We start from the raw sequence: 24,367 nt of genomic DNA, 5'->3' as shown, positions 1-24,367 counted from the left end.
ACGCGGAGGGCGAAAGCGCCGCTCCGACGGATAATCAGCATCCGCATGGCCGAAGTCACCATAATGGGGACATGACTGATGCGCGCATCCTGGTCGTCGACGACGAACCCAACATCCGCGACCTGCTCTCGACAGGTCTCAGCTTCGCCGGGTTCCAGGTGAAGACGGTGGCCAACGGCGCCGCCACCATCTCGGCGGTGCTCGAGGAAGAGCCGGACCTCATCATCCTCGACGTCATGCTCCCGGACATGAACGGGTTCAGCGTGACCAAGCGCCTTCGCGGCGCCGGTTTCACTGCTCCGATCCTGTTCCTCACCGCGAAGGACGGCACCGACGACAAGATCGAGGGGCTCAACGCCGGCGGCGACGACTACGTCACCAAGCCGTTCAGCCTCGACGAGATCGTCGCCCGCGCCCAGGCGATCCTGCGCCGCACCATGCAGGCCGACGAGGAGTCGATCATCCGTGCCGGCGAGCTGTCGATGGACCAGGACACCCACGACGTGCATGTCGGCAAGGAATCGATCGAGCTGAGCCCGACCGAGTTCAAGCTGCTGCGCTACCTGATGCTGAACCCCAACCGCGTCCTGTCGAAGGCGCAGATCCTCGACCACGTCTGGGAGTACGACTTCAACGGGGATGCCGGCATCGTGGAGAGCTACATCTCCTACCTCCGTCGCAAGATCGATCCGCACACCGAGGAGTCGGTGATCCAGACGAAGCGCGGCTTCGGATACATGCTCAAGGTCGGCAAGTAGTCCGGCTCACCGCCGCACGCTGACGCCGCACAGCATCCGTCTCCAGGGAGGTCCGCATGGCGCACAAGCCTGACGCGATCACCAAGTGGTGGCGGTCGATCAGCCTGCGCGCCAAGGTGACAGGCGTCACGGTCGCCGTGCTCGCGTTGGGCCTGCTCGCGGCGGGCCTCGGCACCGTGCCGATCCTGCGCAACTCGCTGGTCAGCAACATCGACGCTCAGCTCCCTGCTCTGGTGTCTGCCGATCTCGCGAACCGGTATTTCGAGGTGACGGTCGAAGACGGCAAGACCGTCTACACCCCCACGGACTCGCCCCGTGACTTCTTCGTCGCGATCTACGACGCTGAGGGCGTGCTGCAGACGACCACAGGCAACTCCGACAACGGGGCACCGCTCTTCCCCTCGTCGTACTCGCCCCTCGACGTGCAGGCCAACGAGGACACCCGGTTCACGATCGAGGGCACCAAGGGATCGAGCTTCCGGGCGGCTGTGGCACGGGTGCCAGGAGAGGGCGACGGATCGCTGCGGATCCAGATCGTCGCGATGCCGCTCGAGTACGCGGATCGCATCATCAGCCAGTACTTCGGCATCTACATCACCGTCGCGTTCGTCACCATCTTCCTGGCCGCGCTGCTGACCCGAGGGCTTGTGACGCTGACCTTCCGACGGCTCGGTCAGGTCGAGTCCACGGCCATGTCGATCGCCGCGGGCGACTTCACACAGCGCCTCACCGATCTCGAGCCGACGACCGAGGTCGGCCGCCTGAACAGCGCGATCAACACGATGCTCGATCGAGTCGACGGTTCGCTCGCGCAGCGGGACCGCACCGTGCAGCACATGCGTCGCTTCATCGGCGACGCCAGCCACGAGCTGCGCACGCCTCTGGTGAGCGTGCGCGGGTATGCGGAGCTCTACCGGATGGGTGCGATCAAGGGCGAGGAGGACACCGCCCGTGCCATGGAGCGCATCGAGAAGGAGGCGATCCGCATGGGCGTGCTCGTCGAGGATCTGCTTGCGCTCGCGCGTCTCGACGAAGAGCGCGAACCCGAGATCGAGGCACTCGACCTCCGTCCCATCGCCCGCGACGCCGCCCTCGATCTGCGTGCTGCGGCTCCGGCACGCACCGTGACCGTCGTCGACCGCACGGTCGAGGCCCCGCTGATCGACCTCACGACTCGGTCGACGCCTGTCGTCCCCGCCGCACCCGAGACTCCCGCTCCGCGTGGGCTCTCCCGCGGCACGCTCGCCCGTCTGCGGCGTCGCTCGCGAAGCTCCGCGGCGAACGTGCCGGCGATCGACTTCACCGAAGCCGCGGACATCCCCGTGCGCACCCCGCCGATCGTGCTCGGCGAGGAGAACAAGGTGCGTCAGGTGGTCACGAATCTGCTCGGCAACGCGCGTCGCTTCTCGCCTGAGGAGAGTCCGATCGAGATCGTCGTCGACGCGGACCGCGTGCGGGGCACGGCGAGCATCGCGATCGTCGACCACGGCGAGGGAATCCCTCCCCAGATCCGCGAGCAGATCTTCGAGCGCTTCTGGCGCGCCGACACCTCACGAGCACGCGAGACCGGTGGGTCCGGGCTCGGGCTCGCGATCGTGTCATCCATCGTGAAAGCGCTGCACGGAAGCGTCGCGGTGTCGGAGACGCCGGGTGGCGGAGCGACCTTCACCGTCACGCTGCCCCTCGCCCCCTCACGCGCGACGCCCGCCCACCTTCTCGAAGACACTCAGCCCCTCGAGCGACTGGATCTCTGACCGCACCTCGCTTCTCGCGCGGGTGCTCCTGCTCGGCGCTCCTGCACGGCGCTCCTGATCGGCGCTCCTGCACGGCGCCGCGCCCATGCGGGTTCTCCACAGCGGGCGTCGGGACGTGCGCGCGCACCCGCATCCGGAGATCTCCTCTCCCCTATCGTCGGAGCACCAATCGAGAGGAGTTCCCATGTCCGTCATCACCGTCGACACCGAAGCCGTAGGTGCCGCCCAAGGCGCGGCGCTGGCCACGATGTCGCGCCTGCAGACGGAGTCCGCGACGCTCATGTCGCAGCTCACGCAGCTGCAGGCGACGTGGGTCGGCACCGCGTCGGCCGCGTTCCAGTCATGTGCTGAGGAGTGGCGTGGAGCGCAGCTGCACGTCGAGCAGGTGCTCGAATCGATCGGGCATTCGCTGGGCAGCGCGGCGACGCAGTATGCAGACGCCGATCAGTACTCGGCGAGCCTGTTCCGCTGATTCACGGTTCGAACACCCGCGAACGCAGAAACGCCCCGACCGAGGTCGGGGCGTTTCTGTCAGTGCTGATGGATCAGAAGTCCATGCCACCCGACGGGTCACCCATCGGAGCAGCAGCCTTCTCAGGCTTGTCAGCGACGACGACCTCGGTGGTGAGGAAGAGAGCCGCGATCGACGCTGCGTTCTGCAGAGCCGAGCGGGTCACCTTCGCCGGGTCGATGATGCCGGCGGCGAACATGTCGACGTACTCGCCCGTTGCCGCGTTGAGGCCCTGGCCCGAGGGGAGCTCGGAGACCTTGTTCGCGACGACGCCGGGCTCGAGGCCTGCGTTGAGGGCGATCTGCTTCAGCGGAGCCTCGATCGCGACGCGAACGATGTTCGCACCGGTCGCCTCGTCGCCCGTGAGCGAGAGAGCGTCGAGAGCCTTGGTGCCCGACTGGATCAGCGCGACGCCACCACCGGGGACGATGCCCTCTTCGACGGCTGCCTTCGCGTTGCGAACGGCGTCCTCGATGCGGTGCTTGCGCTCCTTGAGCTCGACCTCGGTTGCCGCGCCCGCCTTGATGACGGCGACGCCACCTGCGAGCTTGGCGAGGCGCTCCTGCAGCTTCTCGCGGTCGTAGTCGCTGTCCGTGTTCTCGATCTCGCGACGGATCTGCGTGACGCGACCCTCGATCTGGTCTGCCTCACCGGCACCCTCGACGATCGTGGTCTCGTCCTTGGTGACGATGACCTTGCGAGCACGACCCAGCAGGTCGAGCGTGGCGTTCTCGAGCTTCAGGCCGACCTCTTCGGTGATGACCTGACCACCGGTGAGGATCGCGATGTCCTGCAGCTGCGCCTTGCGACGGTCGCCGAAGCCGGGAGCCTTGACGGCGACCGACTTGAAGATGCCCTTGAGCTTGTTGAGCACGAGAGTCGCGAGAGCCTCGCCCTCGACGTCCTCGGCGATGATGACGAGCTCCTTGCCGTCCTGGATCACCTTGTCGACGATGGGCAGAAGGTCCTTGATGTTCGAGATCTTCTGGTTCGCGATGAGGATGTAGGCGTCTTCGAAGACAGCCTCCTGGCGCTCCGGGTCCGTCACGAAGTACGGGTTCAGGTAGCCCTTGTCGAAGCGCATGCCCTCGGTGAGCTCGAGCTCGGTGCCGAAGGTCTGCGACTCCTCGACGGTGACGACGCCCTCCTTGCCGACCTTGTCGATCGCCTCGGCGATGAGCTCGCCGATGGCGGGGTCAGCAGCGGAGATCGACGCGGTGGCGGCGATCTGCTCCTTGGAGTCGATCTCCTTCGCGCTGGCGAGGAGCTCTTCGGTGATGGCCGCGACGGCCTTCTCGATGCCGCGCTTCAGCGAGATCGGGTCTGCGCCGGCTGCGACGTTGCGCAGGCCCTCGCGGACCAGAGCCTGAGCGAGCACCGTGGCGGTGGTGGTTCCGTCGCCGGCGACGTCGTCGGTCTTCTTGGCGACCTCCTTGACGAGCTCAGCGCCGATCTTCTCGTACGGGTCGTCGAGCTCGATCTCCTTGGCGATGGAGACACCGTCGTTCGTGATCGTGGGGGCGCCCCACTTCTTCTCCAGCACGACGTTACGACCGCGCGGGCCGAGGGTCACCTTGACAGCGTCGGCGAGGATGTTGAGGCCGCGCTCGAGGCCGCGTCGGGCCTCCTCATCGAAAGCAATGATCTTTGCCATGAGTTTTTTCGTCCCTCCTGGACGTAGACGTTGGGTTTAGCACTCAGAGTGAGAGAGTGCTAACGCCATTCTGGCACTCGACCCCATCGAGTGCAAGCTGCGCGGACGGACCGCGCGGCGGTCTACGGGGCAGGAGCGTCTGCGGGCGTCTCCGGCGCGGTCGTCGCACGATCGAGTCCGATGACGACCGTGAGCTGCTTCGCACCCGTGTCGTTCAGGTCGGAGTAGAAGTCGCTCTGCTCGACCGCGGCACCGCCGATCAGGTTCGCGAGGCCGAGGGCGGCGAGCTCATCCTCTTCGGCGACGTAGTAGACGGTCGTCGTCGAGAAGTCCTGGCTCGCGCTGTCGCTCGCGAACACGACGTCGGCGGCCCAGCCGTTGTTGATGAGCAGGTCGCGCATCTGCTCGTCCAGACCCTCGTCGGGTGAGGCGTTGAGGATCATCACCGAATAGGTGACGTCGACGACACCGGTCTCGACGGGCGTCGGGCTCGACGAGGGGACGGCCTCCGGGAAGAGGGTGATGCGTCCCATCACCACGAGCGAGCCGAAGATGCCGCCGATGATGAGCACCAGAGCGGCCACGAACGACCACAGGAGCACCACCCAGCCGTTCATCCCCGGGGCTTCGGCGCGGTGCGCTCCGACGCGTCCGGACGATCGGGGGACGTCGTCGAATCGATCTCGGCTGAGCTTTGACACTCCTCGATGCTAATGGCACCGGCCCGTGAATCCGCTTCCGACGACGCCGCTGCGTGGCGCGAGCCTCGTCAGCCCACGAAGCCCGGAGTGCGTGCGGCGCGCTGGAACGATCTGGCGTCACGGATGCGGCGCAGCCGTCGCACCAGCATCGGGTCGTACTCCAGGGCTTCCTCCGACTCGATCAGACGGCCGAGGAGCTGGTAGTAGCGGGCGGCGCTCATGCCCAGTTGGGCGCGGATGACCTCTTCCTTCGCGCCGCCGTGCCGCGGCCAGGCGGTCTCGAGCGCGAGGATCGTGCGATCCCGCTCGCTCAGATCTCCCAGCATGTGACCAGATTAGGTCGAGGAAGCGGCGATTCCGGTGCGCCACTCCCACCATCTGCCGAGCGGATCGGCTGCCGCGCGCACGTCGCCGTCGAGCGCCACGACGAACCCGGTCCACTCCTCGGCGACCACGGCCGGCTGCCAGACGTCGCCCAGCACTGCCGGAGGATCGATCGTCACCCAGCGGGCATCGAGACCCCTGATGCGCTCGACGAGTGCTGTGCGTGCCTCTCGCGGAATGTGCACGAGCACGCCCGGCGTCGTGATCACGAGAGTGGCACCCGGTGGCGCCTCGGCTGCGAGCGCGTCGATCCTCTCGAGCGCGTCGCCGGCGATGAGGCGGGGCGGATCCGCTGCGGCGATGTCGAGCGCCGCTCTCACCCGCTGTTCCCGCCCTTCCTCCCCCGGCCAGACGAGCCCCTGCAGCCAGCGACGGTCTCGGTCGTCTCGGGCGTCGAGAGGCGCGAGGTCGATGCCGGCGCGCCAGACGATGTCCGGCATCCTCATGGCGGGGAGGCGCCCGTCGACTCTGCTCTGCAGCACGACCGGGCTCGGCCCGTCGTGCGGGTCGAGTGCCGCGCGCACCTGACCGTCGGAGCCGACGAAGCGGTACGAGTAGCGATCGGGGTACAGGCACAGGCCCGCGGAGGCGCCGACCTCGAGCAGGGCGATCGGTCCATCGATCTCGGACAGCACAGGAAGCAGCGGTGCGAGTCGGAGCGGCTCGTTGGTCTGCAGACGCCGGCCGCTGCATTCGCCCACGATCTCGTCGGCACGGGAGAGCACGAACGCGCGCCACGCGTCGTAGCGGACGAGGCCGACGCCCAGCATCCGCGTCACGGCGAACACGAGCGGGGGCTGCCTGCGGTTCTCAGGGATCCGAGCGAGCACCCGCTGCACCTCGGGGTCACCGGCCACGCCGGAAGCCCAGTCGACATAGAGATCGCTGCGCCCCGGCGCCTCCTCATCGGCGAAGCGGCGATAGCGCAGCCGCACGGCATCCGTCATCCATCCATTGTCTCGTGACGCCGAGCCCCTCTGAACGCGAGAGAATGGAGCAGACCCCAGGAGGACCTATGTCGTACAGCGTGGACAAGACCGAAGAAGAGTGGCGCGAAGAGCTCGGCGAGGAGCAGTATGCGGTGCTTCGCGAAGCCGCGACCGAGCGCGCCTGGACGGGCGAGCTGCTCGACGAGGGCCGCGCCGGCCTCTACACCTGCGGCGCGTGCAACGCCGAGCTGTTCAAGAGCGGCACCAAGTTCGACTCCGGATGCGGGTGGCCGAGCTTCTACGAGTCGATCCGCCCCGACGCGGTGCAGCTCATCGAGGACACGACCCTGGGCATGGTGCGCACCGAGGTGCGCTGCGCGAACTGCGGATCGCACCTCGGGCACGTCTTCCCCGACGGCTTCGGCACGCCCACCGGCGACCGCTACTGCATGAACTCCATCGCCCTGAACTTCACACCTGAAGAGTCGTGAGCGCCCTCGAGGCCGTTCGCGCACGGCAGTCCTCCTCGAAGGTCACCGACGAAGCGCCGTCGCGGGACGAACTGCTGAAGCTCGTCGCAGCTGCCGGACGCGTCGCCGACCACTCTTCGCTGCGCCCGTGGCGCCTGATCGAGCTGCGCGGATCCGACCGAGAGCTGCTGGGGGCCGCGATCGCCAAGGCCGAGGGCGACAAGTCCCCCTCCACGAAGCCGCTGCGCGCTCCGCTGCTGATCGCGGTCGTCGCCAGCTACCACAAGAGCGAGAAGGTCCCCCGCTGGGAGCAGGAGGCCGTCGCCTCGGGTGTGGCCCACATGCTCAGTCTGCTGCTCGACGAGGCCGGCTTCGGCGTGCTGTGGCGCACGGGTCACTACACGCGATCGAAGGCCGTCGCGAAGGCCCATGGCCTCGGCAAGGACGAGGAGCTGCTCGGATGGCTGTACGTCGGCGGCAAGCCCTCGGGCCGCAGGCCCGGTCGCCGCAAGCCCGTCGATGCGCGGGGCCTCGTGACGCGGATGCCCAAGCCCAAGCCCCAGCCGACGCCCGAGCCGAAAGCCAAGAAGAAGGCGAAGAAGCAGAAGAAGCAGTAGGTCAGTTCCGTCTGCTGCGGGGCAGCGCGACGGCGACGGATGCCACGGCGACGACCACCATCCCGATGATCTGCCAGGGTGCGGGGCCCGCCGCGGCCGGCCAGATCAGGTCGATGATCACCGAGGTCGCGAGCTGGCCCAGCACCGACCCGAGCCCCATCAGCAGCACCCCTGTCTGCGCGACGATGAAAGCGCCGAGCAGGATGTACGCGGCGCCGAGGAATCCACCGAGGTACAGCCACGGCTCGGTCGGCGGCGCGTCTGGTGCGCCCCGCACCGCGATGCTGATGCCGGCGGCGACCAGCAGCGCGATGGTGCCGGCGATGAAGCTCATGAACGTCGCCGCGAGGGGCGAGCGCACGCGCTGCGACAGACGGCCGTTGGTCGCAGCCTGCCAGGCGATGCCGACGCCTGCCGCGAACGGCAGGAGGAGCATCCAGAGCGGTGCCGTGGCCAGGACATCGCCGCTCAGCGAGATGCCGACCGCGGCGAGCGCGAGCGCTCCGCCCAGCACGCGCCCCGGCGTGATCGCGACGACCCCGGCGGGACCGAACCCGATGCGGTCGAGCACGAGCCCGTGCAGGGTCTGTCCTGCGACGACTCCGACCGTGAACAGCGAGACGCCGAGCACCCCGGCCGTGATGCCCTGAGTGGAGACGGTGAGTGCACCGCAGGCACCGCCGAGCAGCATCCAGAACGGGATCGTCCGATCGCGGATGCCGCCGAGCAGACGTCCGACGCCTCGACGCGCGGAGGGAATGCAGACGATCACCACCGCAAGGGCCGCGAGCCCTACGGAGAAGGAGATGAGGCCGGCCACGATGCCGTTGCCGACCTCGACGCCCAGCACGCCGTTGATGCGCGCCTGGATGGCCGTCATGACGCCGATCGCCACTGCTCCGCCGAGCGCGAGGGGCGGAGACAGTCGACGGGCCTGGGTCACCTGTCGACCCTAACCGAGAGCTGATCGCCATCTCGCCGTGCGCACGATGTCGGCGGCCGGGCGTACCCTGACGGCATGTGCGCGAGTTACGGACTTGACCCCCGGTTCACCGACACCGAGCTCCTGGCCGCCGCCGACGAGGCGGTGCTCGAGGGTCTGCGTGGCTGGGCCGAGCAGAACGCGCGTGAGACCGTGCGCCCCACAGGCAAGAATCTGCGCAACCTCAACCCGATCGTGGTGCAGCCCGAGGCCGAGCCCGTGCTCGAACCCGCCTGGTGGGGGTTCCTGATCGGCGGGGAGCCCTCGAAGTTCCCGTCGATCAACACCCGATCCGAGCGCCTGCAGGAGCGCCCCGGCGGATTGAAGACCCGTGCTCTCGTGCCGGCGACGAGCTGGTACGAGATGAAGAAGCCCGAGCGCGTCTGGCACGAGTTCGTCGTCGACGACGGTGCGCTCTTCGGAATGGCCGCCGTCACCCAGCGGGGGCGCACCGCCGATGGCGAGTCCTTCACCTGCTACTCGATCGTGATGCGCCCGGCTCCCCCTCACCTCGCCGGCATCCACGATCGGATGCCGCTGCTGATCCCCGCGGGGCTGAGCGACGACTGGCTGACCGCCGAGCCCACGAAGGAGATCATCGACGAGGCCCTGCTCGCCGCGGCCGCGATCGACGAGCGCGTTCAGGCCGCGCCCCGCGCCGACGACAAGGGCGCCGATCGGCTGTTCTGAGCATGGACTCGACCCAATTGGGCGCCGCCGCCGCTGCGCGCGCCGAAGAGCTTCCCGGTGCGGAGCGCGACAACCCGTTCGGCCCCGAGTGGGACGTCTACAAGGTGCGAGGGCGTGTCTTCCTGCTGATCCCTCTCGACGGCACCGGGCGCGTGACGCTCAAGTCCCACCCCGAGGACTCCGTCGCGTTGCGAGAGACGTTCGCCGACATCGTGCCCGGCTACCACATGAACAAGAAGCACTGGATCACCCTGATGCCAGGGGCATCGCTCGACGAGGAGCTGGTGACCGAACTCGTCACCGAGTCGTACCGACTGGTGGTCGAGAAGCTCCCCCGAGCGCAGCGGCCGATCGACCCTGACCTGTTCGGGCGCCCTGCCGGCTGAGGCGGCCGGGCCACGGCATCCGCCGAGAGAATGACTCCGGACATCCGTGGAACGGTACTCAGGGAGGACGCGGGGGCGATGGGGTGGTCGATAGCGTCGTACACATGATCACAGCAGAAGGCCTCACGAAGAGATTCGGAGACAAGACAGCCGTCCAGGACGTGTCGTTCACGGTGCAGCCGGGCACGGTCACGGGGTTTCTCGGGCCCAACGGCGCGGGCAAGTCCACGACGATGCGCATGATCGTCGGCCTCGACCGGCCGACCTCGGGCATCGCCACCGTCGGCGGACGGGAATACCGCAAGCTCCGCGCCCCGCTCACCGAGGTGGGAGTGCTGCTCGATGCCAAGGCCGTGCGCACCGGCCGCACCGCGCGCAATCACCTGCGTGCGATGGCGGCGACCCACGGCATCCCCGCATCCCGCGTCGACGAGGTCATCGACCTCGCGGGCATCGGCCCCGTGGCCCGCAAGCGCGCGGGCAAGTTCTCGCTCGGCATGGGGCAGCGGCTCGGAATCGCCTCCGCCCTGCTCGGCGACCCGCACACTCTGATCCTCGATGAGCCGGTCAACGGCCTCGACCCCGAGGGCGTGCGGTGGGTGCGCCAGTTCGTGCGTCACGCGGCGTCCGAGGGACGCACCGTGCTGCTCTCGAGCCACCTGATGAGCGAGATGGCGCAGACCGCCGATCACGTGATCGTGATGGGCCGGGGAAAGGTGCTCGCCGACGCCCCGCTCGAGGAGCTCGTGCGGGCCTGGACGACCAACACCGTGCGTGTTCGCACGCCTCGAGCCGCCGACCTGGCTGCCGCAGTGGGCGGCCCGTCCGTCGAGATCGTGAGCTCCGCCCCCGATCTGATCGACATCGTCGGCCTCCCCGCGTCGCGCATCGGCGACCTCGCCGCAGAGCGCGGCATCCCCCTGCACGAACTCACCCCGACCACCGGATCGCTCGAAGACGCCTACCTCGCCCTCACCGGCGACTCGGTCGAGTACCGGACGAAGGAGATCTCATGACCGTCCAGGCTCCTCCCCTCCGCCGTCAGCATGTCGACACCGATCGCCGGCTCACGTTCATCCGCGCTGTGCGCGGCGAGTGGATCAAGCTGGCCACGCTCCGTTCGACCTGGTGGTCGATCGGCATCGCGGCGATTCTCACGATCGGCATCGCCGTGCTCATCGCGCAGGCGATCGACATGCCGGGCTTCGAGCCCATCCAGGCCGTCGTCATGCCGATCCAGTTCACGATGCTGCTCGCCGGCATCCTCGGCGCGATCTCCGTGACGGGCGAGTACTCGACCGGGATGATCCGTTCGACGCTCGCGGCCAACCCGAAGCGCGGATCGGTGCTGGGCGCCAAGGCGGTCGTGGTCGGCCTGTTCATGTTCGTGTCGTCGCTGGTCATCTTCCTGGCGGCGGCCGTGGCGGTCTCCGCGGTCGTCGCCTCGCGGGATCAGGGCATCGACCGGGGCGACCCCGCAGCATCGTTCCTGCCCATCGTGGTCTCGTCGCTCGCCATGGCGGTGTTCGCCCTGATCGGGGTGGCGTTCGGGTTCATCCTGCGCTCGGGCGCCGGAGCGATCGCCGCGACGGTCGGCCTGCTGTTCGTGCTGCCGATCGTCGCGAGCTTCTTCGCCGTCGCCGGCGAGGCCTGGGCCTGGGTCATGGACGCCGCGGGCTACCTCCCGGTGGCCGCAGCCCAGAGCGCGATCCTCCCCGAGGGCGCTGCGCTCGAGGCTCCGGTCGCCTACCTCACGCTGGCAGCCTGGGTCGCCGCGGGCATGCTCGGCGCCTGGGCCGTGCTCCGCACGCGCGATGCGTGACCGCGAGATCGCGAGATCGATGAACCCGCGTAGAGTCGCCCGGTGACCCGCACGCGCAGCCACAGCACCTCAGTCCGCGAGGACGAGGGGCTGCGGCTGCCGCGTCCCCCGGGCGTTCTGCGCCGTTTCTGGGCGCGGCATCCGGTGTTCGCCGATGTCCTGATCACCCTCGTGTGCCTGTTGCTCTCGCTCGTGCCGGCCGGTGTCATCACCCGCGACCTTCCGATGCCCCTCGCCATCGGCGTCGCGATCCTGGTGCCCGCGTCCGTCGTCGCAGCCTGCGCCACGCTCCTGTGGAGGCGTCGACGGCCGCTCGTGCCGTTCGTCGCGTCCTTCGCACTCGAAGCCGGGTTCCTCTTCGCACTGCAGCCGATCGGCTCGCCGCTGCTGCTGGTCACCTGTTACTCGCTCGCGGTCTACCGATCCTCGCGGGCCGCATGGACGGGATTCGGCATCGCCCTCGGGTCGCTCGCCGCGCTCGGCGGACTGCTCACGCTCACCGGCGTCATCACTCTGCAGGTCGCCGCGAACGCCGTCGTGATGTCGCTCGTCCTCGGGCTGATCGGCACTCTCGTCGGCGTGAACGTGGGTGGACGCAAGCGCTACCTCGCTGCCGTGATCGACCGCTCCCGTCAGCTGCTCGTCGAACGCGATCAGCAGGCGCAGCTGGCCGCGGCCGGCGAGCGCGCCCGCATCGCCCGCGAGATGCACGACATCGTCTCCCACTCGCTCACCGTGATCGTCGCACTGTCCGAGGGAGCGGCTGCCACCCCGGATCCGGGCCAGGCACGAGCGGCGGCGTCCTCGGCCGCAGAGACGGCTCGCAGCGCACTCACCGAGATGCGTGCGATGCTCGGCGTCCTCCGGGACGACGATTCGCCGCTGCCCCTCGCTCCGCTCGAGCCGACGCCCCCGCAGGAGACGGTCGCTGCGGCACAGCGAGCCGGCTTTCCGGTGTCGCTCTCGGTCACCGGGGCCGCCTCGCTCTCCCCCGCTCTGGCACACGCCGTCGGGCGCATCGCGCAGGAGGGCGTGACGAACGCCATGAGGCACGCACCCGCGGCGACGTCGATCGAGGTCCGACTCGTGCACGCCCCGGATGCGGTGACCATCGAGATCGTGAACGACGGCGTCACCGGCCCTGTCGGCTCATCGGGGTTCGGCCTGCGCGGTCTCGCCGAGCGCGCAGCGCACTCGGGCGGAACCATCGTCTCCGAACCCGTCGACGGCGGGCGGTGGATGCTGCGCGCAGAGCTCCCCACGACGCCACCTGATCTGCCAGACCGCGACCCGAAGGACAGACCATGACCGAGCCGATCAGGCTGCTGCTCGTCGACGACCAGGCCCTCATCCGCGTCGGATTCCGGATGGTGCTCGACGCCGAGGACGACATGGTCGTGGTCGGCGAGGCCGCGGACGGCCACGACGCGATCGCCCAGGCGACCGAGCTGCGCCCCGACATGGTGCTGATGGACATCCGGATGCCGGGGCTCGACGGGATCGCCGCGACCGCGGCCATCGTCCGCGAGCACCCGCAGACCCGCGTCCTGGTGCTGACGACGTTCGATCTCGACGAGTACGCCTTCGGTGCGATCCGCGCCGGAGCGAGTGGATTCCTCCTGAAGGACGCACAGCGGCACGAGATGATCGCGGCGATCCGTGCCATTCACAGGGGCGATGCCGCGCTCTCGCCTCGGATCACGCGGATGCTGTTGGAGCACGTGACGCCGACGCTCGGTGCGACGCCCGCACCACAGGTCCATGCGACCGACGATCTCACGGCGCAGCTCACCGACCGTGAGCGCGACGTCTTCGTCGAGATCGCGCGCGGGCTCACGAACGCGGAGATCGCCCAGGCGCTGTTCGTCAGCGAGTCCACCGTCAAGACCCATGTGGGCAGGATCCTCTCGAAACTCGGATCCCGCGACCGCATCCACCTGGTGATTCTGGCGCACCGACTCGGTCTCGTCGACGACGACGCTCTGCCCTCCGGCCCCTAGGTCGGGGTGGAGGGCAGAGCGAGCGGTCTCAGGCCTTCGCCGGGGTCCACTCCGAGACGCGGTTCAGAGCGTCGACCTCGTCAGGGGTCAGCTCGAGACGCGCGCCGGCGAGGAGATCGGGAACCTGCTCGACCGTGCGGGCGCTCGCGATGGGGGCGGCGACCGTCGGCTGGGCACGCAGCCAGGCCAGCGAGGTCGCAGCGATCGAGGCTCCGTGCGCGTCACCGATCTCCTCGAGGGTGTCGATGATCCGCAGTCCCGCCTCGGTCGCGTACTTCGCCGCGCCGGAGGCACGCGGAGACGTCTGCCCTTCGACGTCGACCGAGCGGTACTTGCCGGTGAGGAAGCCGCTCGCCAGCGAGTAGTAGGGCACGAGGCTGAGGCCGAACTCCTGGGCCACCGGGATGATCGTCTCCTCGACGTCGTTCCGGTGCACGAGGTTGTAGTGCGGCTGCACGGCGACCGGCAGCGCGACTCCTGTGCGGCGGGCGATCTCGACCCACTCGCGGATGCGCTCTGCCGTGTAGTTCGACACCGCGACGTGGCGCACGAGACCGTCGGAGACGAGCTCGCCGAAGGCCGCGACCGTCTCCTCCAGCGGAACCGTCTCATCGTCGAAGTGCGCGTAGTAGAGGTCGATCGTGTCGACACCCAGGCGAGCGAGCGATGCTTCGGCGGCCCGGCGGACGTTCGACGCCGAGAGGCCCTTGTAGTCCGGGTGCTGGCTCACCTTGGTCGCGACGACGACGCCCTTCGGCTGGCGAGACGCGAGCCACTCGCCGATGATCGTCTCGCTCTCGCCGCCTGAGTTGCCGGGCACCCAGGCGCTGTAGCCGTCTGCCGTGTCGATGAAGTCGCCACCCCCGTCGACGAACGCGTCGAGCACCGCGAACGATGCCTCGCGATCGGCCGTCCAGCCGAATACGTTGCCGCCGAGCGAGAGCGGGAAGACGTCAAGATCACTGTTTCCGATACGAGTCATACTCGGGACAACCCGTCACCCCCGCGCACTATTTCGTGTGTGACGTCGCGTGTCACTCGCCCCGGAGCACTCCTTCACCGGCTCCGCCTCGCAGCGCGTCCTCGGCGTGCACCCGCCGCTCGCCGGTGAGGCGCGGTAACTTGGTGACTTCACGCGGGGTCAGCTCGCTGCAACCTGCGGATGCTGCGCATGCCGCACAGCTGGACGCCTGCGACGGGAAAGGAACCGCCGGTGACTCGTTCTGTTCCGCCGCCTTCCGGACTCGTTCGAAGGCGACGGGGTGTGCGATGGCTGATCGCGCTCACTGCGACCGCCGTGGTCGTCATCGGGGCCCTCGTCGCCGTGATCGTCATAGGCCAGAGGCCGTGGCTCACCACCGACGTGACGATCTCCTTGAGCTATGTCGGCGACGACGGGCGAACCTACTCCTGCACATACGACTACAGCACGTCGGAACGCGTGCGGATGCCTGCCGACATCGCCGAGAGCATGAACGAACGTGACTGGTCCGACACAGGTCAGCTCATCTACGAATGGGCGAAGGACCATCCGGCGGAGCACTGGACGACAGAGGATGAACTGCCCGCCGACGACCCCGAATCGACGCGAGCGGACGCGTCGTGGGGCCTGGCCATGGACCGGTACGTCGAGTTCCCTCCATGGTTGATCGACACGGACGACGGTGGCGAGTACGAGCTGTGGTCGAGAGCACGACCGGGGAGCGATTGCGAAGACGGCCTGCGGTGAGCCTCTCGCCGCGAGGCGGAGGCATGGGCAAAGCTCCTCGCCCAGACACGAAGAAGGCCCGCGTCCCCGGTGCTGTCAAGGGGACGCGGGCCTTCGCGTCTGGTGCCGACTACAGGACTCGAACCTGCAACCCCCGTATTACAAGTACGGTGCGCTACCAATTGCGCCAAGTCGGCGGACGCCTCCCAGCTTAGCGATGGGCGGCGGGGGCCGACGAACTACGACGCGGGAGTCTCCGAGGGAGCGGGCTCCGTGGTCTCGGTGGGCGTCGGGGCCGGCGTCGGGGTCTCCGTGGCGTAGTAGGCGTCGCTGGCGACGGTGAGCACGAACTGCGAGAACTCGCTCGGGTCGTCGAGCGCGCCCACATAGGCCTCGCCGTTCACGACGATCATGGGAGCGGCGGTGAGCACGAGATCGTCCGAGCCGACGAGCGGGCCCTCGAGAGCGCGCGAGGTGGCTTCCTTCGCCCACGTGACGTAGTCCTGGTCCTCGATGCACGATCGGACGCTCTTCACGTTGTCCGAGCCGACTGCGCCGGCGATGTCGGCCAGCTGCGCATCCGAGAAGCCGTCGGTGTTCACCTCTGGCTGATCGTCGAGCAGGTCGTGGTTGAACGCGTAGAACTGCGCGGGCGAGTGCGTGGCGACGCAGGCCGCGGCTGCCGCGGAACGCAGCGAGTACTTGGTGCCGTTCGAGCTCGCGGTGAGCAGGGCGACCGGGTGGTAGGTGACGGTGGCCGCTCCCTCGGAGATCCAGTTGACGAGCTGACGCGCGTTCGCGCGCTCGAACTCGCCGGCATCCGGCGACAGGTAATCGACGTAGATGTGGATGTCGACCGTGCTCGAGGTGGTGGGCTCCGGGGTCGGCGTGGCCTCGCCACCCGCTTCCGTCTCTCCCGGGCTCGGGGGTGCGACGGTCGAATCCGACATCGCGGACGCACTGATGTCCGAGACGAGGATGCCGTCGTCGTCCATGCCGCCCGGCGTGAGCTGGGGCTTCGACACCTGCGCCGAGACGGCGAGGGTGATGGCGGTGCCGATGGCGCCCACGGCGACGATGGCGATCGCGCCGAGGATGATCCGTCGCATCACGCGCGCCCTCGACTGCTGGGCGTGCACCTTCTGGGCCTTCTCCCGCACGGCCTCACGCGTGTTGCGAGGGCTGGGGACGTTCGGCGTCTCGTCGCTCGACATCGTTCCTCTAGACAGTCTCAGGGGGGCAGGGTGGCCCCGGACGCCACTCGGGCGGCGAACGCCGCGAAAGGCGGCCGAGATCGATGTTAACCAGCCAGGCTGAGAAATACCCAGATGGACGAGCTTCTGCCATACTGATTCCGACCCGATGAGGGGTCACGGTGGATCGCTCCGCCGCTCTATCACTACGGATCGTCCGGCACGTACCTGCCGGTGAAGGAGAAACACAATGGCATCTGTGACTTTCGACGAGGCCACCCGCCTCTACCCCGGCGGAACCCGCCCGGCTGTCGACAAGCTCAACCTCGAGGTCGCCGACGGCGAGTTCCTCGTCCTCGTCGGCCCGTCCGGCTGCGGAAAGTCCACCTCGCTTCGCATGCTCGCCGGCCTCGAAGAGGTCAACGCAGGGCGCATCCTGATCGGTGACCGCGACGTCACCGACGTGCCGCCGAAGGACCGCGACATCGCGATGGTGTTCCAGAACTACGCGCTGTACCCGCACATGACCGTCGCCGAGAACATGGGCTTCGCGCTCAAGATCGCCGGCGTCGGCAAGGAAGAGCGTGCGACCCGCGTTCTGGAGGCCGCGAAGCTGCTCGACCTCGAGGAGTACCTGACCCGCAAGCCGAAGGCCCTCTCGGGTGGTCAGCGTCAGCGTGTCGCCATGGGCCGTGCGATCGTCCGTCAGCCCCAGGTCTTCCTCATGGACGAGCCGCTGTCGAACCTCGACGCCAAGCTCCGCGTCCAGACCCGTACGCAGATCGCGTCGCTGCAGCGTCGTCTCGGCGTCACCACGGTCTACGTCACGCACGACCAGACCGAGGCGCTCACCATGGGCGACCGCATCGCCGTGCTCAAGGACGGCCTGCTCCAGCAGGTCGGAACGCCGCGCGACCTGTACGAGAAGCCCGAGAACGTGTTCGTCGCCGGCTTCATCGGCTCGCCTGCCATGAACCTGTTCAGCGCAGACCTGGCTGAGGGCGGCGTGCGCTTCGGCACCGAGGTCGTCCCGCTCGACCGCGACACGGTCGGCCGCGCCAACGGCTCGCAGGTCACGGTCGGTGTGCGCCCCGAGGACATCACCGTCGGCCCGGCCGACGGGAAGGGCCTCTCGGTCGTCGTCGACCTCGTCGAGGAGCTCGGCGCCGACGGCTACCTCTACGGTCACACCGAGATCAACGGCAAGCGCGCCGACCTGGTCGCTCGTGTCGACGGCCGCAGCCACCCCAACGCCGGCGAGACCGTCACCCTCGCGGCGAACGCAGGCCACGTGCACGCGTTCGACATCGAGTCGGGTGTGCGCCTGAACGACAAGCCGATCGTCTCCGCCTGATCGGATCCACGGACGCGGCGCGGGCTGACTTCGGTCGCCCGCGCCGCTTCTTCTTTTCCCCCACCGACTGGAGAGACATGCAGGATGCGCTGCGGATCACCGCGAGCTCGATCGATCCGGGGCTGCTCGCGCTGCCCTGGTCGACACCGCTCGCCAAGTGGCCGTCCGAGTTGATCGTGTCGCTCCCGAAGGGGCTCTCGCGGCATCTCGTGCGGTTCGCCGATCTGTCGGGCAAGGTCGTCGCCGTCAAGGAGACGACCGATGAGATGGCGAGGCGCGAGTACGAGATGCTCGGCAACCTCGCCAGGCTCGACGTGCCCTGCGTCGACCGCGTCGCAGTGATCGCCGGGCGCTCGGATGCCGACGGCGAGCCGCTCGCCGCCGCCCTCGTCACATCGCACCTGCGGTTCTCCATGCCCTACCGTGCGCTCTTCACCCGCGTGCTGCGCCCCGACACCGCCACGCGTCTCGTCGACGCCCTGGCCGTGCTGCTCGTGCGCCTGCACAACGTCGGCTTCTACTGGGGCGACGTGTCGCTGTCGAACACGCTCTTTCGGCGCGACGCCGGTGCGTACGCGGCCTACCTCGTCGATGCCGAGACCGGCGAGCTGCACGAGGAGGGACTGACCGACGGCCAGCGCGCCTACGATCTCGATCTCGCCCGCACCAACATCGCCGGCGAGATCATGGATCTCGCCGCCGGCGGGCGCCTGGAGCACGGCGTCGATGCGGTCGCGATCGCCGACGGCATCGTCTCGTCGTATCGCTCGCTGTGGGCCGAGTTGACCGCGCAGGAGTCTTTCGCCTCTGCCGAGACCTGGCGCATCACCGAACGTGTCGAGCGTCTCAACGCCCTCGGGTTCGACATCGATGAGATGTCGATGTCGACGACCTCCGACGGCACCGTCGTCGAGATCCAACCCAAGGTCGTGGACGCGGGACACCACCAGCGTCGCCTGATCCGTCTGACCGGCCTCGACGTCGAAGAGAACCAGGCTCGACGCCTGCTCAACGACCTCGATGAGTTCCGCGCGCGCTCGACCAAGCAGTGGGCCGACGAGGAGATGTACGCGCACGAATGGCTGACCCGCGTGTTCGAACCGGTCGTCCGTGCGATCCCCTGGGAGCTGCGGGCCAAGCTCGAACCCGCCGAGGTGTTCCACCAGGTCCTCGAGCATCGGTGGTACCTGTCACAGGCCCAGGGACGCTCCGTTCCGCTCGCCGAGGTGCTGACGAGCTACATCAACGAGGTGCTGCGGCACCGCCGCGACGAGGCGACCATCATGGGCCCGCCCACCGAGACGATGAGCCTGCCCGTCGTCACCGGCACGAATCCGGTCGCCGATGACGACGACGAGGTCGACTGGCGCGACCTGGTCTGACCGTGCAGCCTCAGTAACCGACCGTGAAGCGCTCGCGGTGGTGGTTGCCCTGCTCGATCTCGTCGACCACGGCGACGGCGAAGTCGCCACCGGAGATGAACGACTTGCCGTCGGCGTCGCGCACGATGACGTCGCCGCCATCGCGGTAGTGACCGGTGCGCTCGCCCTCCGCCCAGGGTCCGAAGACCTCGGCGGGGTGGATGAAGAACCAGTCGAGCGAGTCGTCGGTCGCCTCCAGCAGCGCGAGCGAGTCGATGCCGACCTGCGCCTCGTGCTTGTACTCCTCCGGGAAGCCCTGGTCGAAGAGTCGGGGCCCTCCGGGGGCGATCAGGCTTCCGCCCGCGCCGCCGACCACGCCGACGCGCGTCTCGGTGCCGCTCAGCTTCTCGACGAGGCCGCCGAGCGCATCGAGCACCGAGTTCTCCATGTCGCCGCGAGGAGACAATGCCGACACGACGGCGTCAGCACCGTCGAAGACGTCGCCCAGGCTCGCGAGGTCGAGCACGGACCCCTGGACGTTCTGCGCACCCTCGACAGGGTTCGACGGTGCGGAGCGAGAGACCGAGACGACCTCGTGCCCGCGGCTCACCGCCTCCGAGACGATGTGGCGGCCGGCATAGCCGGTCCCCCCGAGCACGACGATGCGAGCCATGAGCTTCTCCCCTACTTCTTCGCGTTGCGGATGGTCGACACCTGGTACAGCGCGACCGAGGTCGCGATACCGGCGTTGAGCGACTCGGTCACAGCAGAGATCGGGATCGACACGATCTGGTCGCAGGTCTCGGCGACGAGGCGCGACAGGCCCTTGCCCTCGGAACCGGTGACGATCACGACAGGACGGTCTGCGAGCTGCAGCTCGGGCAGCATCACGTCGCCGTCGCCGTCGAGGCCGAGCACGAACACACCCTGCTTCTTGAACTCCTTGAGCTGCGTCGTGAGGTTCGTCGCGAGAGCGACCGGCACACGCGCTGCCGCGCCGGCGCTGGTCTTCCAGGCCGCGGAGTTCACACCGGCCGAGCGACGCTGCGGCAGGATGATGCCGTGGCCGCCGAAAGCACCGGTCGAGCGGATGATCGCGCCGAGGTTGCGCGGGTCGGTGATGCCGTCGAGGGCGACGAACAGCGGAACCTCGCCCTTGTCGATCACTGCCTCGAGCAGATCCTGCGGGTGGGCGTACTCGTAGGGCGGAACCTTGACGGCGACGCCCTGGTGCACTCCGTCGTACCCGGCCATGCGGTCGAGCTCCTGGCGCGTGACCTCGAGCACCGGGATGCCGCGGTTGGTCGCGAGCGACAGCATCTCCTTCACGCGGTCGTCCATCTCGACGCGCTGCGCGATGTAGAACGCCGACGCGGGGATCTTCGCACGCAGAGCCTCGAGCACCGAGTTGCGGCCGGTGACGACCTCGACCTCGGTGGTGTTGTCCTTCGCGCGTGCCGAGCGGTTGGGGTTGCCGCCGGCGGTCTGACGCTGCCCCGGCTTGCCCTTTCCACCGGACGCCGCATAGCGCTCGGCCGCGGCCTTGCGCTTGCCGGCAGGGTGCCATGCGCGGTCCTCGGCCTTGGGGGTCGGTCCGCGGCCCTCGAGCGCCTTGCGCCCGAGTCCGCCTGTGCCCTTGCTCGGGCCCTTCTTCTTGCCCTTGCCCGCTGAGGGGTTGCCTGGCTTAGCCATCGATACTCCAATGAGTTCCGGCCGGAGAGTCCTCCAGCGTGATTCCTGCGGCGGCGATCGCATCACGAATGCGATCGGCCGCCGCCCAGTCCTTGTCAGCGCGCGCCTGCGCACGCTGCGTGATCATCGTCTGCACGAGCGTGTCGAGAGCGGACGCCTGCGCGTCGCCGCCTCCCGACGCCTCACCGACACGATCGAATCCGAGCACGTCGAGCATCGCGATGACCTCGTGCCTCGCCGAGGCCGCACCGTCGATGTCGCCCGCGTCGAGCGCCGCGTTGCCTGCGCGCACCGTGTCGTGCAGCACCCCGAGCGCCTGCGGAATGCCGAGGTCGTCATCCATCGCGGTCGCGAAGGCGTCGGGCATCGGGGTGGGCTCCGCCCAGCCGATCGCCCGGGGGAGCATGCGCTCCGCGCGTTCGACGAACGTGCGGATCCGCCCCAGCGCCGCCTCGGCCTCGGTCCACGACGACTCCGAGAGGTCGAGGCTCGACCGGTAGTGCGCGGCGGCGAGCGCGTAGCGCACGACCTGCGGGTCGCGTTCGGCGAGCACATCGCGAGCGAGCGTGAAGTTGCCGAGGGACTTCGACATCTTCTGCCCGCCCACCGTCACGAGGCCGTTGTGCACCCAGTACCTCGCGAAGCGGTCTCCGGCAGCGGTCGACTGCGCGAGCTCGTTCTCGTGGTGCGGGAAGCGCAGATCGAGGCCGCCGCCGTGGATGTCGAACTCGGGGCCGAGGTAGCGCTTCGACATCGCCGAGCACTCGATGTGCCAGCCAGGGCGGCCCGCGCCCCAGGGAGACTGCCACGTGGCATCCGCCTGCTCATCGACCTTCGCGCCCTTCCAGAGCGCGAAGTCCTGAGGGGTGCGCTTGCCTCGGGGGTCGGCGTCCTCCGCTGCCTCCATGGCGTCGATCGACTGATTCGTCAGTGAGCCGTAGTCCGACCACGAGCGCACGTCGAAATAGACATCTCCCGAGCCGTCCGGCGCAGGGTACGCGTGACCGCGCTCGATGAGGGTCGCGATGATCTCCTGCATCTGGGGCACGGAGGCCGTCGCGCGGGGCTCGTAGGTCGGCGGAAGGATGCCGACTCCGGCATACGCCGCGGTGAACTCCTGCTCCATCCGGTACGCCAGCGCCCACCAGGGCTCGGTGTCGGTCGCGTTCGCGAGCACCTTGTCGTCGATGTCCGTGACGTTGCGCACGAACGTGACCCGGCCGTACCGGTGCGTCAGCCAGCGTCGCAGCAGATCGAAGCTCAGAGCTGCGCGGACGTGCCCGATGTGAGGGCCCGACTGCACCGTGGGTCCGCAGACATACATCGTGACGTTCTCGGGATCGAGAGGCACGAAGTCGCGCAGCTGCTGTGCGCGGGTGTCGTAGAGGCGGAGAGTCACCGCACAAGCTTACCGGGCCGCCGATCCCGTTGACTGGGTGTGACCCCGGGCCCTCGAACCGCCTCGCCGACCCTCAGTCGACCGGGAACACCTGCCCGGTCTGCACTCCGAGCACGCTCTTCGCGTACGCCTGTCCGACGCGGTGCGACGACACGGGCACGAAGCCGGGGAACGACGAGTGATACGACGGCGCATCCTCGAGCACCGACGGGCTCACGGCGTTGATGCGGATGCCGCGGGGCAGTTCGGTGGCCGCCGCGAGCACGAAGGACTCGACGGCCCCGTTCGCGAACGACGCGGCGGCGCCCGCCGCGATGGGCTCACGCGCGAGGATGCCGGAGGTCAGGGTGAACGACCCGCGGTCGCGCACGAACGACGTGCCGATGCGCACGACGTCGAGCTGCGACAGCACCTTGCCGCGGAAAGCGGATTCGTAGTCTCCACGGGTCAGCCCGTCGAGGGGCCGGAACGGCACCTCCCCCACCGCGACGATCACGGCATCGACCTGGCCGACTGTCGCGAACAGGCGTTCGACGGAAGCCGGATCCGTGACGTCCACCGAGGGCTCACTGCTGCGCGACGCGGCGATGATCTCATGACCGTCCAAGGCGTGGACGGCGGTTCGTCCGACCTGACCGCCGGCTCCGATGACGAGAATCCTCATGACGCCTCCTTCTCCGCATGCGACTGCCGCACGACGATGCCCCACAACGACGGCGGATGCCGACGCATTCCCCGATGCCGTCCGCAGCGTCAGGTCGGGTGGACCATGGCGACCGCGGTCACCGCGATGCCCTCACCGCGCCCGGGGAACCCCAAGCCGTCGGTGGTGGTGGCCGTGACCGAGACCGGCGCGCCGCCGAGTGCCGCCGAGAGCACCCGCTCAGCCTCGGCACGGCGGCCGCTGAAGCGCGGTCGATTGCCCTGGAACTGCACCGACACGTTGCCGATCGCATAGCCCGCTTCGTGGAGGAGCTCGCGGGTGCGGGCGAGGAAGACCTCTGCGTGAGCGCCGGCGTACTCGGGGTGCGCGGTGCCGAAGTGCTCGCCGATGTCGCCGAGCCCTGCGGCGCCCAGCAGGGCATCGACCATCGCATGGGCCACGGCGTCGCCGTCGGAGTGACCCGAGAGCGCTCGCTCGCCCGGCCATTCGATGCCGGCCAGCCACAGGTTGCCGTCTCCGCCGAACGCGTGCACATCCGTGCCGAGCCCGACCCGGGGTCCGGTCCATGTGGAGTCCGGTGCGGAGTCCGGCACGGACGTCGGCGTCTGCACGTCCGCCAGCAGATGACGGGCGCGCTCGAGGTCGGCCGGCGTGGTGATCTTGAATCCGCGAGGCGACCCGGCGATCTGTCGCACGAGATGCCCGGCCGCCGCGAACAGCGCCGCATCGTCGGTGTACTCGATGCCCGACGCGGCCGCCGCTTCGTATGCGGCCTCGAGCAGAGCCCGCGGGAACCCCTGAGGAGTCTGCGCCGCGGCGAGCTCGGAGCGATCGACCGGCGCGATGACGGCATCCCCCTCGACCCGCTTCAACGTGTCGACGACCGGGAGCGTCGGGATCACCCCGCTCTCGCCGTCGATGGCCGCCGCCACCGCATCGATGATCTCGGGGGGCGTCAGAGCGCGCGCCGCGTCATGGACGAGCACTCGCGTGACATCGCCCCACAGCGCTCCGAGACCGGCGGAGACGGACTCCTGCCGCGTAGCCCCGCCCGTCACGACCCTGCCGAGATCGATGCGGTCGCCGGCGGCTGCGCGGACCTCGGTCTCGGCGTCGCCCTCGAACCCGGCAGGCGCGACGACGATGACCTGGGCGGGGGCGGCGGCGAAGACGCCGTCGAGCGCGTGGCGGAGGATCGAATGCGTGTCGATGCCGACGAACGCCTTGGGCGCTCCGGCATCCAGTCGGGTGCCGGAACCGGCGGCGACGACGATGATCGCGGTGTCAGGAACGGGAAGCATGCTCACCAGGTTCACGTTACCGGCGCGCACGAAAAAA

At 68.8% G+C, this 24,367-nt stretch carries 26 protein-coding genes and 1 tRNA gene; 14 read left to right on the top strand and 13 right to left on the bottom strand.

The genetic code is table 11. The features are described from left to right. Positions 1 to 71: 71 nt before the first annotated feature. The 3 genes from OB895_RS17000 to OB895_RS16990 all read left to right on the top strand — a co-directional run bounded on the left by OB895_RS17000 (position 72) and on the right by OB895_RS16990 (position 2,984). Entirely contained in the window at positions 72 to 758 is a 687-nt protein-coding gene (locus OB895_RS17000) for a response regulator transcription factor (protein WP_042539813.1), read from the top strand. Positions 759 to 814: 56 nt separating this feature from the next. Beyond that, the gene (locus OB895_RS16995) at positions 815 to 2,512 is read left to right on the top strand and encodes a sensor histidine kinase (RefSeq protein ID WP_042539810.1); all 1,698 of its coding nucleotides are present in this window, start codon (positions 815 to 817) and stop codon (positions 2,510 to 2,512) included. A gap of 184 nt (positions 2,513 to 2,696) precedes the next feature. Next, positions 2,697 to 2,984 (top strand): WXG100 family type VII secretion target, encoded by a 288-nt coding sequence (locus OB895_RS16990; protein WP_311878356.1) that lies wholly within the window; start codon positions 2,697 to 2,699, stop codon positions 2,982 to 2,984. Between the two features lie 73 nt (positions 2,985 to 3,057). Here the strand turns inward: OB895_RS16990 and groL are convergent, their stop codons facing one another. From groL to OB895_RS16970, 4 genes are all read right to left on the bottom strand, one after another. Then, entirely contained in the window at positions 3,058 to 4,677 is a 1,620-nt protein-coding gene (gene groL, locus OB895_RS16985; protein WP_042539806.1) for a chaperonin GroEL, read from the bottom strand. A gap of 122 nt (positions 4,678 to 4,799) precedes the next feature. Next, positions 4,800 to 5,378, bottom strand: coding sequence for a LytR C-terminal domain-containing protein (locus OB895_RS16980; RefSeq protein WP_311878353.1), 579 nt, complete (start codon positions 5,376 to 5,378; stop codon positions 4,800 to 4,802). A gap of 68 nt (positions 5,379 to 5,446) precedes the next feature. Further along, positions 5,447 to 5,704, bottom strand: coding sequence for a DUF3263 domain-containing protein (locus tag OB895_RS16975; protein WP_042539804.1), 258 nt, complete (start codon positions 5,702 to 5,704; stop codon positions 5,447 to 5,449). Between the two features lie 9 nt (positions 5,705 to 5,713). Continuing rightward, positions 5,714 to 6,709: a DUF2332 family protein gene (locus tag OB895_RS16970; protein WP_311878350.1), complete on the bottom strand. Its 996-nt coding sequence runs from the start codon at positions 6,707 to 6,709 to the stop codon at positions 5,714 to 5,716. 68 nt (positions 6,710 to 6,777) lie between these two features. Here OB895_RS16970 and msrB point away from each other — a divergent pair, with 68 nt between their 5' ends. Both msrB and OB895_RS16960 read left to right on the top strand, forming a co-directional pair. Continuing rightward, on the top strand, positions 6,778 to 7,182 hold the full coding sequence (gene msrB / locus OB895_RS16965; protein WP_042539800.1) for a peptide-methionine (R)-S-oxide reductase MsrB: 405 nt from the start codon (positions 6,778 to 6,780) through the stop codon (positions 7,180 to 7,182). Next, positions 7,179 to 7,778: a nitroreductase family protein gene (locus tag OB895_RS16960; RefSeq protein WP_311878347.1), complete on the top strand. Its 600-nt coding sequence runs from the start codon at positions 7,179 to 7,181 to the stop codon at positions 7,776 to 7,778. Before msrB ends, OB895_RS16960 begins: the two co-directional genes overlap by 4 nt. A 1-nt stretch (position 7,779) precedes the next feature. On the opposite strand, the gene OB895_RS16955 is transcribed toward OB895_RS16960, so the two are convergent. Further along, positions 7,780 to 8,721 (bottom strand): DMT family transporter, encoded by a 942-nt coding sequence (locus OB895_RS16955; protein ID WP_309690253.1) that lies wholly within the window; start codon positions 8,719 to 8,721, stop codon positions 7,780 to 7,782. Between the two features lie 75 nt (positions 8,722 to 8,796). On the opposite strand from OB895_RS16955, the gene OB895_RS16950 reads away from it, so the two are divergent. From OB895_RS16950 to OB895_RS16925, 6 genes are all read left to right on the top strand, one after another. Continuing rightward, entirely contained in the window at positions 8,797 to 9,450 is a 654-nt protein-coding gene (locus tag OB895_RS16950) for an SOS response-associated peptidase family protein (protein WP_079113276.1), read from the top strand. A gap of 2 nt (positions 9,451 to 9,452) precedes the next feature. Continuing rightward, positions 9,453 to 9,836, top strand: a complete 384-nt coding sequence (locus OB895_RS16945; RefSeq protein ID WP_311878343.1) for an MmcQ/YjbR family DNA-binding protein — start codon at positions 9,453 to 9,455, stop codon at positions 9,834 to 9,836. A gap of 104 nt (positions 9,837 to 9,940) precedes the next feature. Next, positions 9,941 to 10,852, top strand: a complete 912-nt coding sequence (locus OB895_RS16940; protein ID WP_311878341.1) for an ABC transporter ATP-binding protein — start codon at positions 9,941 to 9,943, stop codon at positions 10,850 to 10,852. Further along, complete coding sequence (locus tag OB895_RS16935; RefSeq protein WP_311878339.1) at positions 10,849 to 11,658, top strand: ABC-2 transporter permease; 810 nt, start codon at positions 10,849 to 10,851, stop codon at positions 11,656 to 11,658. The genes OB895_RS16940 and OB895_RS16935 overlap by 4 nt, the downstream gene beginning before the upstream one ends. A 42-nt stretch (positions 11,659 to 11,700) precedes the next feature. Further along, a complete protein-coding gene (locus tag OB895_RS16930; protein WP_311878338.1) occupies positions 11,701 to 12,966 on the top strand; it encodes a sensor histidine kinase in 1,266 nt (421 codons plus the stop codon). Beyond that, a complete protein-coding gene (locus tag OB895_RS16925; protein ID WP_311878335.1) occupies positions 12,963 to 13,658 on the top strand; it encodes a response regulator in 696 nt (231 codons plus the stop codon). The genes OB895_RS16930 and OB895_RS16925 overlap by 4 nt, the downstream gene beginning before the upstream one ends. A gap of 28 nt (positions 13,659 to 13,686) precedes the next feature. Here OB895_RS16925 and OB895_RS16920 read toward each other — a convergent pair whose 3' ends face one another. Next, positions 13,687 to 14,640, bottom strand: coding sequence for an aldo/keto reductase (locus tag OB895_RS16920; RefSeq protein WP_079113280.1), 954 nt, complete (start codon positions 14,638 to 14,640; stop codon positions 13,687 to 13,689). Between the two features lie 282 nt (positions 14,641 to 14,922). On the opposite strand from OB895_RS16920, the gene OB895_RS16915 reads away from it, so the two are divergent. Continuing rightward, the gene (locus tag OB895_RS16915) at positions 14,923 to 15,387 is read left to right on the top strand and encodes a hypothetical protein (RefSeq protein ID WP_311878333.1); all 465 of its coding nucleotides are present in this window, start codon (positions 14,923 to 14,925) and stop codon (positions 15,385 to 15,387) included. Positions 15,388 to 15,487: 100 nt separating this feature from the next. Here OB895_RS16915 and OB895_RS16910 read toward each other — a convergent pair. Both OB895_RS16910 and OB895_RS16905 read right to left on the bottom strand, forming a co-directional pair. After that, positions 15,488 to 15,563 (bottom strand) — tRNA-Thr (locus tag OB895_RS16910). Positions 15,564 to 15,605: 42 nt separating this feature from the next. Continuing rightward, on the bottom strand, positions 15,606 to 16,580 hold the full coding sequence (locus tag OB895_RS16905) for a DsbA family protein (RefSeq protein WP_042539781.1): 975 nt from the start codon (positions 16,578 to 16,580) through the stop codon (positions 15,606 to 15,608). A gap of 229 nt (positions 16,581 to 16,809) precedes the next feature. Between OB895_RS16905 and OB895_RS16900 the strand changes: the two genes are divergently transcribed. Continuing rightward, positions 16,810 to 17,913: an ABC transporter ATP-binding protein gene (locus OB895_RS16900; RefSeq protein ID WP_042539779.1), complete on the top strand. Its 1,104-nt coding sequence runs from the start codon at positions 16,810 to 16,812 to the stop codon at positions 17,911 to 17,913. Positions 17,914 to 17,990: 77 nt separating this feature from the next. Further along, positions 17,991 to 19,295 (top strand): DUF4032 domain-containing protein, encoded by a 1,305-nt coding sequence (locus tag OB895_RS16895; protein ID WP_042539777.1) that lies wholly within the window; start codon positions 17,991 to 17,993, stop codon positions 19,293 to 19,295. A 10-nt stretch (positions 19,296 to 19,305) separates the two neighbouring features. On the opposite strand, the gene OB895_RS16890 is transcribed toward OB895_RS16895, so the two are convergent. The 5 genes from OB895_RS16890 to ispD form a co-directional block, all read right to left on the bottom strand. After that, positions 19,306 to 19,947, bottom strand: coding sequence for an NAD(P)-dependent oxidoreductase (locus OB895_RS16890; protein WP_079113283.1), 642 nt, complete (start codon positions 19,945 to 19,947; stop codon positions 19,306 to 19,308). A gap of 11 nt (positions 19,948 to 19,958) precedes the next feature. Beyond that, positions 19,959 to 20,966, bottom strand: coding sequence for a 23S rRNA (guanosine(2251)-2'-O)-methyltransferase RlmB (gene rlmB, locus OB895_RS16885; RefSeq protein WP_079113284.1), 1,008 nt, complete (start codon positions 20,964 to 20,966; stop codon positions 19,959 to 19,961). Continuing rightward, positions 20,959 to 22,365, bottom strand: coding sequence for a cysteine--tRNA ligase (cysS, locus tag OB895_RS16880; protein WP_042539770.1), 1,407 nt, complete (start codon positions 22,363 to 22,365; stop codon positions 20,959 to 20,961). Before cysS ends, rlmB begins: the two co-directional genes overlap by 8 nt. Positions 22,366 to 22,438: 73 nt before the next feature. Then, positions 22,439 to 23,029 (bottom strand): short chain dehydrogenase, encoded by a 591-nt coding sequence (locus tag OB895_RS16875; protein WP_042539768.1) that lies wholly within the window; start codon positions 23,027 to 23,029, stop codon positions 22,439 to 22,441. Positions 23,030 to 23,118: 89 nt separating this feature from the next. Further along, positions 23,119 to 24,330, bottom strand: coding sequence for a 2-C-methyl-D-erythritol 4-phosphate cytidylyltransferase (ispD, locus tag OB895_RS16870; RefSeq protein WP_376708842.1), 1,212 nt, complete (start codon positions 24,328 to 24,330; stop codon positions 23,119 to 23,121). Between the last annotated feature and the right edge of the window lie 37 nt (positions 24,331 to 24,367).

The sequence above is a fragment of the Microbacterium forte genome (assembly GCF_031885415.1).
Lineage (GTDB): Bacteria > Actinomycetota > Actinomycetes > Actinomycetales > Microbacteriaceae > Microbacterium > Microbacterium forte.
Note: the sequence above shows the minus strand (reverse complement) of the source record. Positions and strands in the feature narration are given on the sequence as shown.